General features: G+C 39.5%; 14 protein-coding genes and 1 pseudogene. 7 read left to right on the forward strand and 8 right to left on the reverse strand.

Going from position 1 to position 16,401, the window contains the following annotated elements:
* Positions 1–2,043, reverse strand: a pseudogene (locus H6G92_RS35625) (hypothetical protein); the annotation flags it as partial.
* 47 nt (positions 2,044–2,090) lie between these two features.
* On the opposite strand from H6G92_RS35625, the gene H6G92_RS35630 reads away from it, so the two are divergent.
* Positions 2,091–2,621: a hypothetical protein gene (locus H6G92_RS35630; protein ID WP_190901222.1), complete on the forward strand. Its 531-nt coding sequence runs from the start codon at positions 2,091–2,093 to the stop codon at positions 2,619–2,621.
* Positions 2,622–2,701: 80 nt separating this feature from the next.
* Here the strand turns inward: H6G92_RS35630 and H6G92_RS35635 are convergent, their stop codons facing one another.
* The 4 genes from H6G92_RS35635 to H6G92_RS35650 form a co-directional block, all read right to left on the reverse strand.
* The gene (locus H6G92_RS35635) at positions 2,702–3,067 is read right to left on the reverse strand and encodes a hypothetical protein (RefSeq protein WP_190901224.1); all 366 of its coding nucleotides are present in this window, start codon (positions 3,065–3,067) and stop codon (positions 2,702–2,704) included.
* Between the two features lie 322 nt (positions 3,068–3,389).
* Complete coding sequence (locus tag H6G92_RS35640) at positions 3,390–5,564, reverse strand: ATP-binding cassette domain-containing protein (protein ID WP_190901226.1); 2,175 nt, start codon at positions 5,562–5,564, stop codon at positions 3,390–3,392.
* A gap of 537 nt (positions 5,565–6,101) precedes the next feature.
* Positions 6,102–7,322, reverse strand: coding sequence for a ParM/StbA family protein (locus H6G92_RS35645; protein WP_190901228.1), 1,221 nt, complete (start codon positions 7,320–7,322; stop codon positions 6,102–6,104).
* 16 nt (positions 7,323–7,338) lie between these two features.
* Positions 7,339–7,785, reverse strand: coding sequence for a hypothetical protein (locus H6G92_RS35650; RefSeq protein WP_190901230.1), 447 nt, complete (start codon positions 7,783–7,785; stop codon positions 7,339–7,341).
* A 531-nt stretch (positions 7,786–8,316) separates the two neighbouring features.
* Here H6G92_RS35650 and mobV point away from each other — a divergent pair.
* The 5 genes from mobV to H6G92_RS35675 all read left to right on the forward strand — a co-directional run bounded on the left by mobV (position 8,317) and on the right by H6G92_RS35675 (position 13,474).
* Positions 8,317–10,119: a MobV family relaxase gene (gene mobV, locus H6G92_RS35655; protein ID WP_190901232.1), complete on the forward strand. Its 1,803-nt coding sequence runs from the start codon at positions 8,317–8,319 to the stop codon at positions 10,117–10,119.
* A 237-nt stretch (positions 10,120–10,356) separates the two neighbouring features.
* Positions 10,357–11,181 (forward strand): hypothetical protein, encoded by an 825-nt coding sequence (locus H6G92_RS35660; RefSeq protein ID WP_190901234.1) that lies wholly within the window; start codon positions 10,357–10,359, stop codon positions 11,179–11,181.
* Positions 11,182–11,318: 137 nt separating this feature from the next.
* Entirely contained in the window at positions 11,319–12,173 is an 855-nt protein-coding gene (locus H6G92_RS35665; protein ID WP_190901236.1) for a nucleotide-binding protein, read from the forward strand.
* Positions 12,174–12,183: 10 nt separating this feature from the next.
* A complete protein-coding gene (locus H6G92_RS35670) occupies positions 12,184–12,933 on the forward strand; it encodes a hypothetical protein (protein ID WP_190901238.1) in 750 nt (249 codons plus the stop codon).
* Positions 12,863–13,474, forward strand: a complete 612-nt coding sequence (locus H6G92_RS35675; RefSeq protein WP_190901240.1) for a DUF6753 family protein — start codon at positions 12,863–12,865, stop codon at positions 13,472–13,474. The genes H6G92_RS35670 and H6G92_RS35675 overlap by 71 nt, the downstream gene beginning before the upstream one ends.
* 1 nt (position 13,475) lies before the next feature.
* On the opposite strand, the gene H6G92_RS35680 is transcribed toward H6G92_RS35675, so the two are convergent.
* On the reverse strand, positions 13,476–14,138 hold the full coding sequence (locus H6G92_RS35680) for a response regulator (RefSeq protein WP_190901242.1): 663 nt from the start codon (positions 14,136–14,138) through the stop codon (positions 13,476–13,478).
* 181 nt (positions 14,139–14,319) lie between these two features.
* On the opposite strand from H6G92_RS35680, the gene H6G92_RS35685 reads away from it, so the two are divergent.
* Positions 14,320–14,559 carry a hypothetical protein gene (locus H6G92_RS35685; RefSeq protein WP_190901247.1) on the forward strand — a complete coding sequence of 80 codons (240 nt, stop codon included), beginning with the start codon at positions 14,320–14,322 and terminating at the stop codon, positions 14,557–14,559.
* A gap of 208 nt (positions 14,560–14,767) precedes the next feature.
* Here the strand turns inward: H6G92_RS35685 and H6G92_RS35690 are convergent, their stop codons facing one another.
* Both H6G92_RS35690 and H6G92_RS35695 read right to left on the reverse strand, forming a co-directional pair.
* Positions 14,768–15,610: a hypothetical protein gene (locus H6G92_RS35690; RefSeq protein WP_190901244.1), complete on the reverse strand. Its 843-nt coding sequence runs from the start codon at positions 15,608–15,610 to the stop codon at positions 14,768–14,770.
* A 12-nt stretch (positions 15,611–15,622) separates the two neighbouring features.
* The gene (locus tag H6G92_RS35695) at positions 15,623–16,291 is read right to left on the reverse strand and encodes a hypothetical protein (protein ID WP_190901245.1); all 669 of its coding nucleotides are present in this window, start codon (positions 16,289–16,291) and stop codon (positions 15,623–15,625) included.
* Between the last annotated feature and the right edge of the window lie 110 nt (positions 16,292–16,401).

A 16,401-nucleotide genomic window follows, 5' to 3' on the forward strand; every position in this document is an offset into this window, starting at 1 on the left:
AGGTTTTTTAGCACTTTTGAATAAATCAACCGCTATTTGGTTTTGATAACATCCTTCTTCAATCATGCTCCGGTACATTTGACGGTTAATGTCCATTGCTTGCTGGATAATTTCGGGAGTTCTTTGACAATGAGCAAGTTCAACAACCCCTTGCATATAAGCCTTGTATTCTTCTCGAATTAACTTTGGATCTTTCTGGCGTTCTTGATCAAACAGGGTTTCGTAATGGTTAGAAACTTGGTCTAGATAATTTGATTTCTGCTCAAAAGTACCGTAAGTCTTTAGTACCTCAATTTCTGATTCTAATGCCTCCAGTGCTGTCACTTGATTGTTGATTATGCCCACGCTAATGCTATCGCTCATGTGGATAGCGATTTTTTCAAATGGGGGCTGGCTTCCATCTTCCAAATAAAATGATTGCTTTTTGAGCTTAACTGTGGGGAAATAGGCGTTTTGGGGAAGATTTCTTCGCTCTGCCTCTGCTGTTAAATTGGGATATAAGCTGGCTCTTGCTACACCAATGCAGTCACCATCGTAGTCTCGTGCTTGGCGTTCTGATTCGGTTTCGGCTGGGTCAACTTCGCCAACATCAATACCTTGTGTTTCTAACTCTGTAATTCTTTGCTGTATGCGCTTGTGGTCTTCGTCATTGACTACAATTATGCCTTCTAAGGGTTCACCATTTGGCCCTAGCTGATCCTTAACATATTTATTATTAGAAACACATAAACCATTAGAGTTGAGGAAAGGAGAACGGAAGTTAAGAATTTTTTCTTGCTCATCAAGCCAAGAGACACAAATTTCACCATTTTTGAGTTCCTTGGATGGAATAATCATCCCTCGGTCAAAAGTAAGCGTTTTTCCAACAGCAATATCTCGCCACTCACTTTGTACAAACCGACTTAATTCCTGCTTTACCTTCTCAGTTTCTAATAACTGCTGATGCCCTAGTAAATCGGCTTTAATGAGTTTGTACATGAACAAGTCATCTTTGCCGGGATCATCATCCAACTCCTGATATGCATCTAAGTCATCATTTGTCCCTAAGTTTTTAATATCTGTTTCAAGATTTGTAACTTCGCCTGTTCTTAACTTATTTTGGCTCAATGATTCTTTACGTTTTTCGTATCTTTCACAATAGTAAGCAGCAACAAGTCTTGGATCATCTTGAATAGAGGTTAATCTTTGAGCTTGTACCTCTAGTGACTCAATAAAATCTTTAAGCCCGTGAGGGAAAGATGCCAAGAGTTGGGAGATAGACATTTGACCTTGTTGAGATTGCCCTTTTTCAGCCAACCAAATATTTTGCTGATATAATCCTGGCTTAATTTGAGGTTTAGTCGCCCCTGCTGGTCTATCCTTATCTGTTCCTTTGAAACTACTTACAGGGAGAATTATATCGATTTTGGGTTTGTTATTTGGATCTGCATATTCTATTTTGTCTAGTTTGTATGGTCGGAGGGTTCCTTTGCCAAAACGATATTTAGTAGTGGCTGCTCCGTCTCCTTCTACCCAACCGAACCGATGCTGGATAACACGGTAGCTTTTATCTGGCTGTGATTCTCTTGAAGTGAGCTTATCATAAAGTTGGGTTGAAATCTGCCCATAACAGTCACCAACTAATTTATATGCTAAATCATTTGATAATATTCCTCCATTTTCACCCCTGTTGTCAGTAGAATCATCTACTACTAGAATATTTAGCCGTTCCGAAATTGCATTTTTACAAGCTCCGAGAAATATTGAACCATAAGCACCTCTGTCTTTACTATCTGGACAAATTTTTTGAATAGTTTCTAAACATTCTTTTTCTCCATAAAGTAAGCGGGTCTTAGAAGATAGTAATAAAATATGTCCATCTGGATGATTCCTTAAATCTTCGTCTGTACTGTATTCATCTGAATGTCCAAATGAAAACTTTTTATCAGGGAAATATGATTCCAGTAAAGTATTACTGAGCTTTTCGGTTAAAATAGTTTTGCGCTCATCTGTATAAATCCATTGATTGAGCCTGGGATCAAAATGTTTTAGTTCCAGAGTCATTATTTTAATAAAATGATGAAACTTGGTTAATGTTTTGGGAGGTTTTTATGTCAAGAATTAAGCGTTGGATAAACATGAATAAAAAAGAGTTCAATGCAGATGGAAATTTAAAAGATGAAGTAAGACAACAAAAGTTATCTCTTGGCGCACATCCAGAAGCAGTCGATGACTATGCTCGTAGATTAAAAGAAGAATACGACGAGTGGAAGCACCTGGACGAGACTGATCCAGAACCGTGGCCAATCTACACAGCCTACGATTTCTTCACTGAACAAGAGAAAAAGGAGTTTAACCCAGATGGTTCTCTCAGACCTGAATATGTAGAATATGCTCAGAAAATTGGTATCAGTGAAAGTGCCCTTGAACAGCTTGAGTGGCGCAAGAAAATCGAGGTTGATGATTACAACAAAGTGTCTGCTAAATACGCAGAAAAGGGTATTAATTTTGGTGCATGGCAGATGAGAGGAAGGATTGAAGACAGCAGAACATACGTCCAACGCCGTCAGCAGATGGAGCAAGACCTGCGTAACTTTGAGCCGGAAGACAGTTTGCCTTTCGACAAGGACACAGCATATTAGGCGGGAGCGATGCACAGTGAGTGATAATATAAGCTGAAAGCATTATCAAACGAAGCTCTCAGCTTTTTGGTAAAATCCTTTTAATGAGGTTGAACAGCAGGTGGGTTGACAACAGCCGCAGATGGTTTAACAGAGCGAAATGCCCCATTGAGAAAGGCAATCATTCCTAAGATGGCAAAGGCTGTAATGATTACTCTTTGCAGTGAATTGAATGCCGAGCGTTCTCTGACTACTTCAGCCCACATCACTTGCAGTTGGTCTTGTGTTGTTTGCTTTGAAGCTAAATAATAGAGAGCTTCAATACAAGGGGATATGTCTTCCCCTTGTTGAACTTTCTGATACAACAGATTTTCTAGTCGCTCTTTCTGTTGAGGGATAGTGAATGAGTCTGTTGACTTTTGACGGTGTGTACCGTTGTTATGGCTTGGTAATTTTAGTTGTTGCATGATTTCTTTAAGAGATATTTAAGATGAAAGTAAGTAGGGAAAGGTGCAGAAGAATATTCCTCCACACCAGATTCTGCAAGTAAAAATGGAAATTATAATTACTCCCACCGCAGAGTTTATATTTTCTGCTCTCAAAAAATCAATCGACAAGAGTACGGAAAAAAACCGTACTCTTGTCTGTAGAAAAATAAGTCTATTTATGCTAAAGCTCTAATTCAGTATTTTACTTTGAGAATTAATCAAATACTTTCTTCTGGGTGTTAGAGATGGCGCACAGCCTACTTGGAGTCAGCGAACTTTCAGCTATAAGTATTTTTACTTGCTAACCTTTGAGAAATTGGGCTAGTAGAATTAACATCATTAATAAAACAATTAATCTCAACATAGAAAATAGATTTTCTGTCAAATCAATTTTAAAAGTGTTTCCATAGCTATCAAAAATCCCTTGAATCAGCAAACGTACCTTTAATAAATCAGCATTTAAAAACGATGACTTTTTTACTTTACCAATCCCTGGAAATTTGCACTTGTTAAACACACTTGCCCCATAACATCTACAGCCGAGGGATTGTTTTTCTGATAACGCTTTCCGTTGCTGCTCAGTTTTCTGCCAGCACGAGTCTTTGGCCACATCTGCGCCAAGTCCACTCAGGGATACTAGAGATTCAAAAGGGTATTTAGTTAACATCATCTGGTTGAATGTTTTGCCCACAGAGTTGAATTCGTTCGCTGGGAGAATTCCACCTCCAAACACGACTTGAGGAACCAGCACAAGAATTGTTAGCAGAGGTGCAACACTTTGACTTGGTGCAATCGCAGAAACTAACAGTCCCAAAATCATACTCCCAAAAGAAGCGAGGAAGAGGCTGAGGTACATGAGAGTCAAGGTACTGTTATCAACATTTAATTTCACCGCTGAGTTCATGCAAACTAAAAGTATTGCTGATTGATAAAGTGCTAGCAAGAATGCTAATTGAAACTTGGATGCTACATAAGGAACTATCCCTAGTCCGGCACTGCACTCACGGCGATAAATAGCAGTTTCCTTAGCAATCTCCGACATCGTAGCTAGCGCTCCAGACATTACAGCCATGATGACTGTGACAAACAGCATTGTAATTGCCTGTCCTGCATTGCCAATCTTAGTGTTAAATAAGTCCGGCTTCCACAGTGCAAAATTCAATGAACCTAAAATCGGCGCTCCTAGAAGCATTAACGCTAAACTGATTTTGTTCTTGAGCAGAATAGCCAAGTTACGGCGGCATAGCACCCCCCATTGTTGGAGAAAATCCGGCTTAATTAGTACGGGCTTAATTGAGTTTTGGGGAATGGTTTTTTGGCGTTCACCGACAAACTTTTTGTAGAAAGCGTAAGACTTAAATCCCTGCTCCCATTCTGATGGTGACAACTGGTGTTCAACTCTGGCATAAATTGAATCAAAATCTTTGACTTTGAAATAGCTAAAGGCTAACTTCGGAGGGCCAACATAAGCAAGTCTGCCCCCCTTAGCCAGGAAAACTACCATGTCAGCGATCGCCACATTTTTGGTAGCATGAGTAATCAATATTACTAAACTTCCAGCATCTGCTAAACTCCGCAGCAGGTGCATGATTTGTAATTCTGTGCCAGGGTCAAGTCCTGAAGTTGCTTCATCCAGAAAAAATATGCTGGGATTGCTGATTAGTTCTACCCCAATACTTACACGTTTGCGCTGCCCACCACTAAGTCGCCCAATAGAGACATTCTTGCGCCCAGTAAGTTGCAGTTGTTCAAGTACTTCTTGTATGCGTTGCTGCCTTTTTGATGGCGATGCTGAAGGCAGACGGAGATGAGCAGCATAGTTAAGTGCTTCCCCCACAGTCAGTTCTGAATGAACGATATCGTCCTGCGGCACATAGCCAATTTTATTTTTGAAAGCGTTGAAATTCTTGTAGAGGTCGCAGCCGTTAACAAATACTTTACCTCTAGCGCGGCGTTGTCCGTTGAGTGCGTCCATGAGAGTTGACTTCCCGCCACCACTAACCCCAGCAATAACGACAAACTCTTGCGGAAAGAAAGATACAGAAATATCGTTGAGCAGAGTTGTACCTAATATTGGGCTGCTAGATTTTTTTAAATTGATTGCATCTAATCTCATGCGTTCAATTGAGAGAGTTTGACGTTGCCTTGCCTGAAATATTGGAATTTTGGCTGGTGCAGGGGAGCTAATTTTGATTTCTACGATCACCGAACCAAGCTCTATAAGATTCCCGTCTGTTAAAGCTCGGAATCGATATGCTTCTAGCCGAATCCCTGCCACCCGTGTGCCATTGGTACTACCTTCATCTAGCAAATAATACTGACCTTCTTTAAACGCAATCTTAGCGTGTCCTTTATCTACGCTGTTATCAGGAATTACCAAGTCATTATATTTATCGCTACCAATACTGAAAGGAGTTTTTTCAACAGTGCATTGCTGAATCGGAATCGTGTGAATAGTCAGGTGTAGAGTCTGCATTTGTGCATTGTCAAGAAAATAGGTTCTATTTTTGTCGCACTCCAGCAGATAATACAACAGTTAGCAAGAAGATAAAAGTAACTGGCTAAAAATACAAAAGTTTTTTTTTAAAGTCAACAAGAAATTTTTGATAGCAATGGATTCATTCATTACCGTAATCATGCTTTAAAATGGAATCCTTGCCACCAAATATTTGCTGACTATGAATTATTACTCCAATGTGCTAAAAAATATGTAATTAGTACATTTAAAGTCAATCCTCAAGTTTTAGTTAATTATATTCAGTCGTCTGAAGGGACTATTGGTACTTCAACTTATAGCCAGTGGGCAGAAGAACTCAAACAAATAATCAAATCAGCTTCTTTTTACTCACTTGAATCATATCAAGTTGAGCGTCTACAGAAACTTACTAGAATGTATAACAATATAGCTAATAACCGCGCACCAGCATTTGTATAGTGTGCAAATTTGAAAGCGATCGCCTGGGAGCAAGCCGCAGAGAATCTACGTATAGGCAATCACTTTCAAATTAGGGCTTTAAACACCAGGGTGCATGGTCAAAAACCCGTTTTTCTCCCAAACTTCTTTAGGTGGGGTGGAATTTTTTACAGGTGGGGATTGATGATAGTCTGGAACCAAATCAGTTTTACGTTGGTAGCCAAAATTGTAGTCTAACATCTTGATATAGGTAATGTGTGCAGTCCAGACATCAGTAACTCGGCTACCTAGAGAGAGGGTATCGAGATACTTAGGCATCTCAACGTTGCCATTCCAAACAATGGGTATGCCCTCTTTTTCAAAATGTTGAGTTAATTCCTTATGCACAAACTCAGCAGTCCCGCCGCAAATGATAACTTCATCCAATACGGCAATATTTCTAATCCAGCGAATTAAAGCTCGACAGTAATCACCACGGACATCTAGTAAAACTGAGTTAAACAACTTTAAATCAGATTCAACTCCAGCAGATGTGGCTTTGCGTGATAACGACTGTAATGCATTCTGGTTGCCCAAGCTTGCTGACACTAAAGCTTTTGGTATACGTAAATCATCTTTTGCTAGCCCAACAGCAGTACGCTCCACAAATTGCTGCACTAACCAATTCATCCCCAACTCTGTAGATTCAGCTTTTGCTTGATTACCTTTAGCCGAAACAAAAAAACTAGCATTCCGGTAGCCCAACATCAACAAACCAATACTTTTTTGCCCAAATAATGCCCCCAAAGCCCGACTACGGTAAGCCATAATCCCACTCCCCTCTGGAGCCACGTAAAAATTATGTAGCTTAAGTTTTAACTTGCCTGTAGGTGTGGCAATTCCTTTTCTTAGCGCTGCTGACAGCTTCTTACCCAAATCCTTGCCGTCCGACATTTCTCCTGGTGGTAGCAATAATTGCACGGAAGCATCAACACCATTACTCAAGCCCAATTGAAGACAAATTTTCCATAATAATCCCGCTATTTTTGGTAAAGCATAGTGATATTTCAGATCCCTGAGCGCTGGTGTGCCAGCAAAAGTATTTTTAGCTAGAGCGCCCAAGACATAATACTCATCATCTATTCCTACCCAAGTACAGTCTCCTGACAACTGAGTAATTGAGTTTTTTCCCACATCTGCAATTTCTGGCTCCATTGCTATTACTATCGGCACACCCGAAGGATATATCTGAACAATTACCTTGCTCTGACTCCCACCTAAATCAATGGACACAGCTACCCTTGTGTAAACGGGTGCAATCTCTCTTTTCGACGTATTCATGAATTTTTCTCAACTATTACTCGACATTAAACAAGCTGTTAATCTGCTTTAGTTCTTCTGGCAGAACTAGTTCTGCCAAATCATCAGCGTCCTCATCCAAGATTTGGTCATCCTCATCATTAATGGTGGACACCAGCCTTTGATCCGAGGCACTGTCGCCAACTTCAGCGTTGTTCGCAGTCACAGCAGTTTGGACATGAGATGACAAAAAAATTTCACGAATCAAAGCCGCTTGTGCTTCTAATTTTTTAATTGACCAAATTGCCCTCTGCCTGAGTTCGTCACCATCCACTCCATCAGCAGATATGGCAAAGGGCGACCAATATTCAAGCAGGGTCAACATTACTATTTCAGGTAGGTTCCCTAAATCGAAGGGTCTAGAGTGGAGATAATTAATTATCTGTCCATCAATAGTGCCTAACCTTCGCCTAATTGAAAAAAAGACTTGTTGGTTCTGTTCCATTTTTTTTCATGCAAAAGTTTCTGTACATTTACAGCCGCGTTGCTTCGGTTTTTTACTTGCAGAAAATCAAAAGGCAGAATCACTTATTAAAGTCTAATCGATTTTTTCTGTTTTAAAAACTGAGTTACAATCTCCCCTAAATCTATGCAATTAGTGGGTTTTAAATGACAAAATTGTATACCAAACTACATTTTCTCCAGACTATGCCTAGACTAAGTTTGAACTATCCCTAGACTATGCCTAGACTAAGCACTCTTAATCAGTTTTTTCAAGAAAGTAAGTTCTTTAGACTATGCTTGGACTATCCCTAGACTATGCCAAAACTTAGCGCTCTTAATTGCTATTTTTTGCCCTCAACAATTCTTCGCTTAGAGAATAACATAACCATACTCACTATGGTTTCATGCCCTGCGGGTGGCTGCGCCATCTCTCGCTGCGCTCGTGACATGAAACCGCCGTTCGCCCTGCGGGGTTTTTGAGTACTACAAAGTACTGCATTTGTAGCATATTTTTTTTGTAGCATATTTTTTTATGTCGCCACTAACGATTCTCAGAATTGAGAAACTAAAAACATTCGGCAACGTTGCGGGAAGTGATGACCATGTTACCAGAAACAGAGAAACACCCAACGCAGATCCAACTAGAGAGAATGTCCGGTTGATTGGGGGAGAAGACTCACGCGCATTAGAGGAGATAGTTAAAGAAAAAATCTCTACGCTCAAGCATCGCCCACGGCATGATGCGGTGTTATGCACCGAGATGTTTCTCTCGGCATCGCCTGAATATTTCCGTCCAAAAGATCCATCTCTTTATGGGCAGTGGTCTGATTCACTGATGCAGCAGTGGGCGATCGCATCCCGTGACTGGCTATCTCAAAACTATGGGTCAAAGTGCGTTAGGGCAGAACTCCACCTAGATGAAAGTACCCCACACATTCACGCCTACATCGTGCCACTGAATGAAAAAACCGGGAGAGTCAGTCATGACGCGATGTTCGGCGGCAGAGGTGGACAGGGAAGAATTAAGTTATCCAAACTCCAAGATAGTTATGCTGCTGCACTTGCTCCTTTGGGCATTGAACGCGGGGTCAAGGGCAGTAAGGCAACCCACACCAAAGTCAAAGAATATTACCAAGCCGTTAACAGTGAACCACTCACCGCAGTCATTACAAATAACCAATTAGCGCCAACACCGTTTGAATCAGCTAGGAGTTATGTAGACAGGATTCAGTCTGATGAACAGTTCCAAGCGATTAACCACCAACTCGCTGACCGAAAGTTCCTGATAGAACGATTAGAACGGGCAGAGCAACGAGCCAGGGATAGCGAGAGGGAGCGACAGCAATTAGAAAAATGGGTGCGATCGTTAGAGGCTCAGACTCAACAACTGCGCGACTTGCCCTTGGAAGATGTGGCTTGGGAGTTGGGGCTACACAATAGCCAAGGAAAATGGAAGGGTCACGGACACATCATTAATATAGATGGGCCCAAATTCTACGACTTTGAACCCGAACAGCAGAAAGGCGGCTGTGGGGCGATTGACTTGGTGATGCACGTTAACAATTGCAATCTACGGCAGGCGGTCGTCTGGTTGCATGAGCGATTTGGTGAAGCAGGGGCTATTGGAGCAGCGATCGCAAAAAGTTATCAAGTGGCTGCTGAGATTATCCAGTTAGAACCACGCGACAAATTCACGCTACCAGTTGAGGATAAAAGCAAGTGGACAGCAGTTCACAACTACCTGACCCAGAAACGGGGAATACCTGAAAACTTTGTAGAAGTTCTGCATAAGCGGAGGTTAGTTTACGCTGATGATCAGCAAAACGCTGTGTTCGTCATGCGGAATCTTAGCGAAAAACCCCTGCCTCAAGGTGCATTCCTGCGGGGGACACGGGGCGAGAACAACACTTTCAAAGGCTATGAGTTTGGGACTAAGCGGCGTGAGGGCTGGTTTTACTTTCACTTGGGCGGACAGCCAACAGATCCAGCAGAAAGGTTAGTGCTGTGTAAATCCCCCATTGATACCATCTCTTTTGCCATGCTGGAATATCTTGTCAAGGGCGACGTACCGCTCAAAAGAACGCTCTTCCTGGCAATAGATCGCCCTAATACTTTGCCTGTTGAGCAATTGCAGCATATTTTTAATGTACAGGTAGCATTTGACTCTTCCGAACTTGGAAATGCAGATGCACGGGCTATTAAACAATTGCTGCCACAGGCTAAAAAAAATAAATGTTTTGCGAGAGATTGGAACCAAGAACTGGTCAATCTCTCGCAGAAATTACAACAACATAATTCACAACAACGGCATCAAAATCAGGAAATGGAGCTTTAAACAATTCGTAATTCGTAATTATGTTTTGTGATTGTAAAGTGTCAGCATAAGCGTTGCGGTAGTGATAGCGCAGTGCCATTCACCCTACCCTTTAAATTAAAAAAAGTAAACCTGGAAATATATAACAAAGAGAAGTAAAAAATCAAGATACGAAAGTACTGATTATTTCCGTACCTTTATCGATTCCTTTGTGATTGGCAGATATGGGATAGTGATATCGTTCTGAGCCAGAAAACGATGGTAGAAGTTTGGCAGTTTTGGGAATTTGAGCATTTCTCGAACAATATAGTACGAGTGATAGATGCTCCAAGCGGATTAGAGTTGTTTGCGGTTGATGTATTCCAAATAATTGCTCCAGCCCTGAACGATGGAAAGGTAATATTAATAGATGCGAAGACAAATCAGCGACAAGTGATGATTAATCAAAAAATAGTCGTCGTTAATACTTTGAATGCCTTGGGGATTCATTCATTGACAGGTATAGTAAAAGCTGATGTGGTTAGACAATTTATGCAATGGGTAAGGAGCCAAATAGTACCAATTTTTAGAAAACAGACAAATTTGAATATAGAAACTAACATTAAGCATATAACTTCAGGAATTATTTTTCCGAAGAGAGATTCTTTAATAAACTACCTGTATTCAAAGGGACAGAAGATATGGGAAGTAGAAATAGAAGTTATTGAATTATATTTAAAATTGATTTATAAGAAAATTCCTCTGGCTGCTAATTGTCCGGGAACTAGTAATTATCAAGAATTATCCTTCAGGCAGCAATATTTAGAATTAGTAAAATTAGTTTTATCGGAAATTATAAATTACGAAGAACTGTATAGTAGCTTGGTAGCGTTAGCTCCGAATTTATTAATAGCTCAAGAATTAGATTTTTATATATATAAGTCTTTAAAGTTAAATAGCAATTATGAGCTAATGAAGATTATAGAGCAGGGTTTAATTCTCCAAACCTTCAAATCAATTACGGATAATTTAGCAGAGTTTAGCAAACAAAGATATTTAGAAATATTTTACTTTCAAATACTGGAATGTTTCTCAGGGGAATAATTTGGAGAGTATGGAGAATATAGATTCTTTCCCTCCCACACCTGCTAACGGCAAGGTTTTACGTTATCAAGCGTGCCATTCACTTACACCCCTAAACCTATAGTTTTTGACCACTAATAATTATGAGGAGAAAGAAAGTGACAGATAGTATCGAACTTATGAACAATGGTTCAGAAGACAAGGCGAACGAAGGATCAATTGAGCAAATAACCAAAAAGAGATTAGTGATAGTAACTGGAGATAAGGGTGGTGTAGGTAAGTCTACTTTTGCAAGGGGATTAGTGCAAACATATTTGGATAAAGGACAAAGATTTATCGGCTTTGATGCTGATAGCTCCAATTCTCAATTATTAAGATTTTATGGTCAGCATTGCCATATAGAACCACTTGATATTTTTAAAACAGGCAATATAGATCAGTTCTTTGATGAAATGAAAACAAAAGCAAATCCCAAGCCAGGAGGAGATGGTGAAATAATCCAGCCAGAATCTTTATTTTTACTAGAATTACCACCACAGTCCAGAAGAATATTGCGGAAATTTGTAGAAGAAATGACTTTCCTGGAAACAGCCGAAAAACATTACAATATCCGCGTGACTATGGTAGTAGTTATTAGCCGCGTTATCGATTCTATAAATCAACTAATAGATTTGCATAGCTTTTGTGGAAATCAAGTAGATTACATAGTAGTCAAGAACTTATTTTTTGGGGAGCCTGATGAATTTACAAGATACGAAAACTCTCCCGAAGTTGAGAAAATTAAGGGGCAACTAAAGTCGCAAAAAAGCCCATTTTCTGACATTAAAATGCCAGAACTAATAGAACGTAGTTATGATTACCTGGATGAAAATAGCATGACTTTTAGGCAAGGGATGGAGCAAACAGATTTACCTTCGGTTAAAGGTAGAGTCACAAGTTGGTTAAGAACTTTCAAAGAAGAGATTGAAGCAGTAAAAGAGTCGTTAGGTTTAAATAATGTTGAACTCTCCTAAGCGAATGATTATGACTGTAGGAGACTCTCGTGTAGGGAAGTCTACAGTTACGAAACTATTAATTGATTGGTTTCAAGTTCAAGGAAGAAAAATTCAGGTCTACGATCATGACAATCGTGAGAGATTAAAAGCTTATGAAAATTTAGTGGCAATTGAAAGCTTAGACTTTTTTAATGGAGGTACGGATAAAATTTTAGATAATTTTATCAAAAATGAATTAGATATAATTATTGTTGATATGCCAGGGCAATATGTAGATAAGCTCTGTCAGTATATTGTGGGTTCGGATCTGTTCGATCTCTTAATTACATATCAATGGAAATTAACTTTTTTGCAACCAATTTCGCACAGAAGAGATTGTGTAGCTTACCTGAAAACTTTGGGAGAGTTTGCTACTGATAATGCTAACTATATAGTAGTAAAAAATCAGCATTTTGATACGAGATTTGGAGAGTATCAGCAATCAATGCAGGATAAGTTACAAAGAATGGGTGGGACTGAGATATTCTTGCCAGCGTTACATCGTGACCATTACGAAAGATTGGAGAGAACGGGAAAACCTTACTCACTAGCTTGTAGAGATAAGTCAATTTATGTGGTTTACCGGACTTACATTTACCACTGGATTAAAAACTTTTACGATTCGATTTTAAATAATGATAAAGCAATTGAATATTTAGGGGTAAAAAATGAGAACAGAACAAATTTTACAAGGATATTCGGAAGCAGAACAACAACGCATAGCTCAAATATCCCATGAATTAGGAATAGCCGAAGATGACCCGATGTTTAAGTTGATGGCAACATTAGGCAGAAACGAAGAAACAATGATTGACCTGCAAGCGCGGATGGAGGCAATGGTAGAAGCTTGGGCAGTAATGATTGACCAGAAACTAGAATCGACTAGCAAAGTCGCTCAGTCGATGCACTATACAGTAGTATCGAAAGCTGTGCGTGATGAAATGAAGCATGTAACACCATCAACCTTAAATAGCTCATTCAAAGGTTGGGGTTGGTGGAAGCTTTGGTCTATATCAGGGATATGCACCGGAGTAATGGCGGTAGGAGCGCTTTTAGGTTCGCTGACAACTTGGAATGTTGTCTCAAATTTGGGTGGAACTCAGTCAGTTGTAGTGTCAGCCAATGAGATGAAGATTTTGCAGTGGGCAAAATCAAGCGAAGGAAAACAAATGTACCAGTTATTGTTGTCCAACCAATCAGCCGTAGCAGCCTGTCAACAAGAAAACCGATTACAAGGATATTGCTTGATTCAGCTTAAGAAAACCAAACCCAAAAAGTAGCTCAACTAACTCTAGAGGTTTCTGTTTCTAAATAGCCAAGTTCTCTGGCCATAATGATCGCGTTAACACGACCCCTAACTCCTAACTTGGAAAAAAGATGGCTGGTGTGTCCCTTAACTGTACTGACTGTAATAAAGAGTTTTTCGGCGATCTCTTTATTAGAAAAACCACGGGCAATTAAGTTGAGAATTTGGGCTTCTGTAGCAGTAAGGGTTTCTCTGTATCTTTTACCCTTAATTTTTGTGTTGCCAGAAGCGAAGTTTCTAAAAAATCTTTTAGCAATCTCTGGGTCAATGAAAGAACTATTTTGATAAGTAGTATTGATAGCGTGTTTAATTAATTGCAGATCCATCTTCTTAAGAATGTAGGAATCAGCGCCATTTTGAAAGGCACAATTAACCACATCTTGACTAGAGTGATAAGTGAGAACAATGACTTTACTATCCGTCCTCGTCTTAATATTATAGATGAGATCCAAACCACTAATATCTGGCAAAGCAATATCGAGCAAAACAATATCAGGCTTAAGTTCTTCAACAAGCCTCATCCCTTCAGTTCCGTTATCAGCTTCCCCACACATTTCAAAGTCTTGCTCTTGATTAACAACTGATTTAATTCCGAGCCGACTTAGAGCTTCATTTTCAATAATTACTAATCGAATCATCTTGATTACTTCGATTACAGGAACATAAAACATTTATAGCATATTTACTTAAGTAAATCTTGATGGTGTTACGATATTAAAAAAAGTTTAGAATTTAGGTAAAATCAAAGTAAAAGCTAAAAAGTTTTCGGAGATGATGAAATCAGATTAAGTGGATTATCTAAAAATAGAGAATTATCAGATGCGTTATTTATACAAGCCAAAATTCTGGGATAAAATTGAACTGATGGTGGAATGGCTGATATTTATAGGTTTGATGATTGCGGCAACGCTCAGATTTAGTAGCAATATAATGGAGGCGAGCTTTTACATAATGTTAGGAACAATAATTGCCCCCTTCTCAAGAATAGAGAGGCGGACAAAACGTTATTCATTGATTGGTGGTTTTTTCTTGGGTAGATTGGCTGGTTATTTTAGCTAGTCAAAAATGGGTGTGGAAGGTGTGCGGGGTGAAGTTTGGTTAAAGTTTGTGGTGAAATGCCAGTACCTTACATCTAAACATCTAAACAAGCAAGAGAACTCTGCGCTCGTTATAATCAAGCTCTTAGTGAATTAATCAAAATGATTACCCATCCAGATGATTGCTTACTCGACTAACTCCCGACACCTCCCACAGCCCCCAAAGGGGCTTAGTCACCAAGCTCAGTGCTGTTATCTTTATCAATATGATTAGACTGAGATGTGGGCTGTTGTGCTGTTTGCTGTTTATCAAAGGCAATGAGTCGATTAGTCTCTGTGTGTGAAAGGTTGTTTTGTGTAATTTTAAACTCATTAGAGTTATCTTTATAGGCTGTAAAAGCTGTTTTGGGATTACCAGTTTTTCTGTGAACACTGAGAAGTTGCATTCCTTCTTTAATAAACAGTTGCAATCTGTAGGCTATGCCTTCATAAATGCGTCCTTGTTCAGTATCCTTGCCCATTGTCATGACAGTTCTCATAACTGCTTTAATAAGAGATTTTTCGGCAATATCAATAGCTGGTGAGACATTGTTTTCTCTAGATTTATTTATGTTGTCTTCCTCCTTGCTAAGAGCTTCTTGCTCCCTTTCATCTTTGCTGACCCTCTGACCTAAAGGTAATTTTTGCACTCCCAATTCAAATATCTGTTGGAGGAATGTATTCTTCTTCTGAGCAATTAAGTTTTCAACTCTTGCTGAATTATCTGGTTGAGATGCAACAGATGACTGTTGAGTTACAGCAAATTTATTTAAATACTCTGTGTAATATTTCTGTTTGAGATTTTGCCTGTAGTTTTCAATATTTTGGAGATTTTGAGATAAGGTTGTTCTCAGTTCTGACTGGAGATTTTCTCGCTCAGATGCATCCAATGTGGTGGTTGATTGTAACGACGGTGGATGTTTCTCCAGAAAGAGTGCTAGTCTGTAAGCCATCATGTTGTTAGAAATGCCACTGTCACAATTGATATTGCTGACTGTTTCTTGAAGTGAATTAGATGATTGGTTAGAATACATGGCTAATGTAGTTTACAGTTCATTTTCGGCAGAATTAGATTGAGCCTTATGATGTGATTGTTGAGATTTTTGGGAATGCACTTCAACTTTTGGGGTGTAGGTGTTATGAATGACTTCACTACGGGCAGACATCAAATCTTGGATAATTTCGTTTAGTGGGGGAAGGGAAATATCACTTAATCCTTTGCGGCATTGCTCAACAACACTATGAATTAAAAGTTTATGGTAAAGTTCACGTTGCTCACCAAGGGTAAGTTTGCCAGTATGTCTAAGTTTCTCTTGTAATGGATAATTACCTTGTGCTGCGACTCCCGCCCATAAGCCAGTAGTTTCTAAATCTTGCCAAGGTTTAGCAATTAACGGGTGAACGGGCAAGAGAGTATTACGAATAGAGTTACAAGCATCAGTAAGATGTTGTGAATCAGGTTGTTGATTTATTTGTTGTCGCAAATCATGAGTAATTTCGCTTAAAGGTGGAAGTACGAGATTGGTTCTTTGTTGTTGGCGGATTTCAATCTGAGCTTGAACCTGAATTTTATGATAAAGTTCGCGTTGTTCGCCAATGGAGAGTTTGCCATTGGATTGAATCTTTAAACGAAATTCGGCATTTTCCTGTTTTGCGATATCAGCCCATCGATGATTATCTTCTAGCTCTTGCCAGTATTGACCCTGACTTTTCACGGGATGTGGGAAGGGGAGTTTGGTTCGCGAATGTCATTCGCGAACCAAACTCCCATAAAAATGATCTTTATATTTGCTGGTATTGTCGTCATAGATGCGAGTGACATGGT

It is taken from the genome of Nostoc foliaceum FACHB-393, assembly GCF_014698505.1.
Classification (GTDB): Bacteria; Cyanobacteriota; Cyanobacteriia; order Cyanobacteriales; family Nostocaceae; genus Nostoc; species Nostoc foliaceum_A.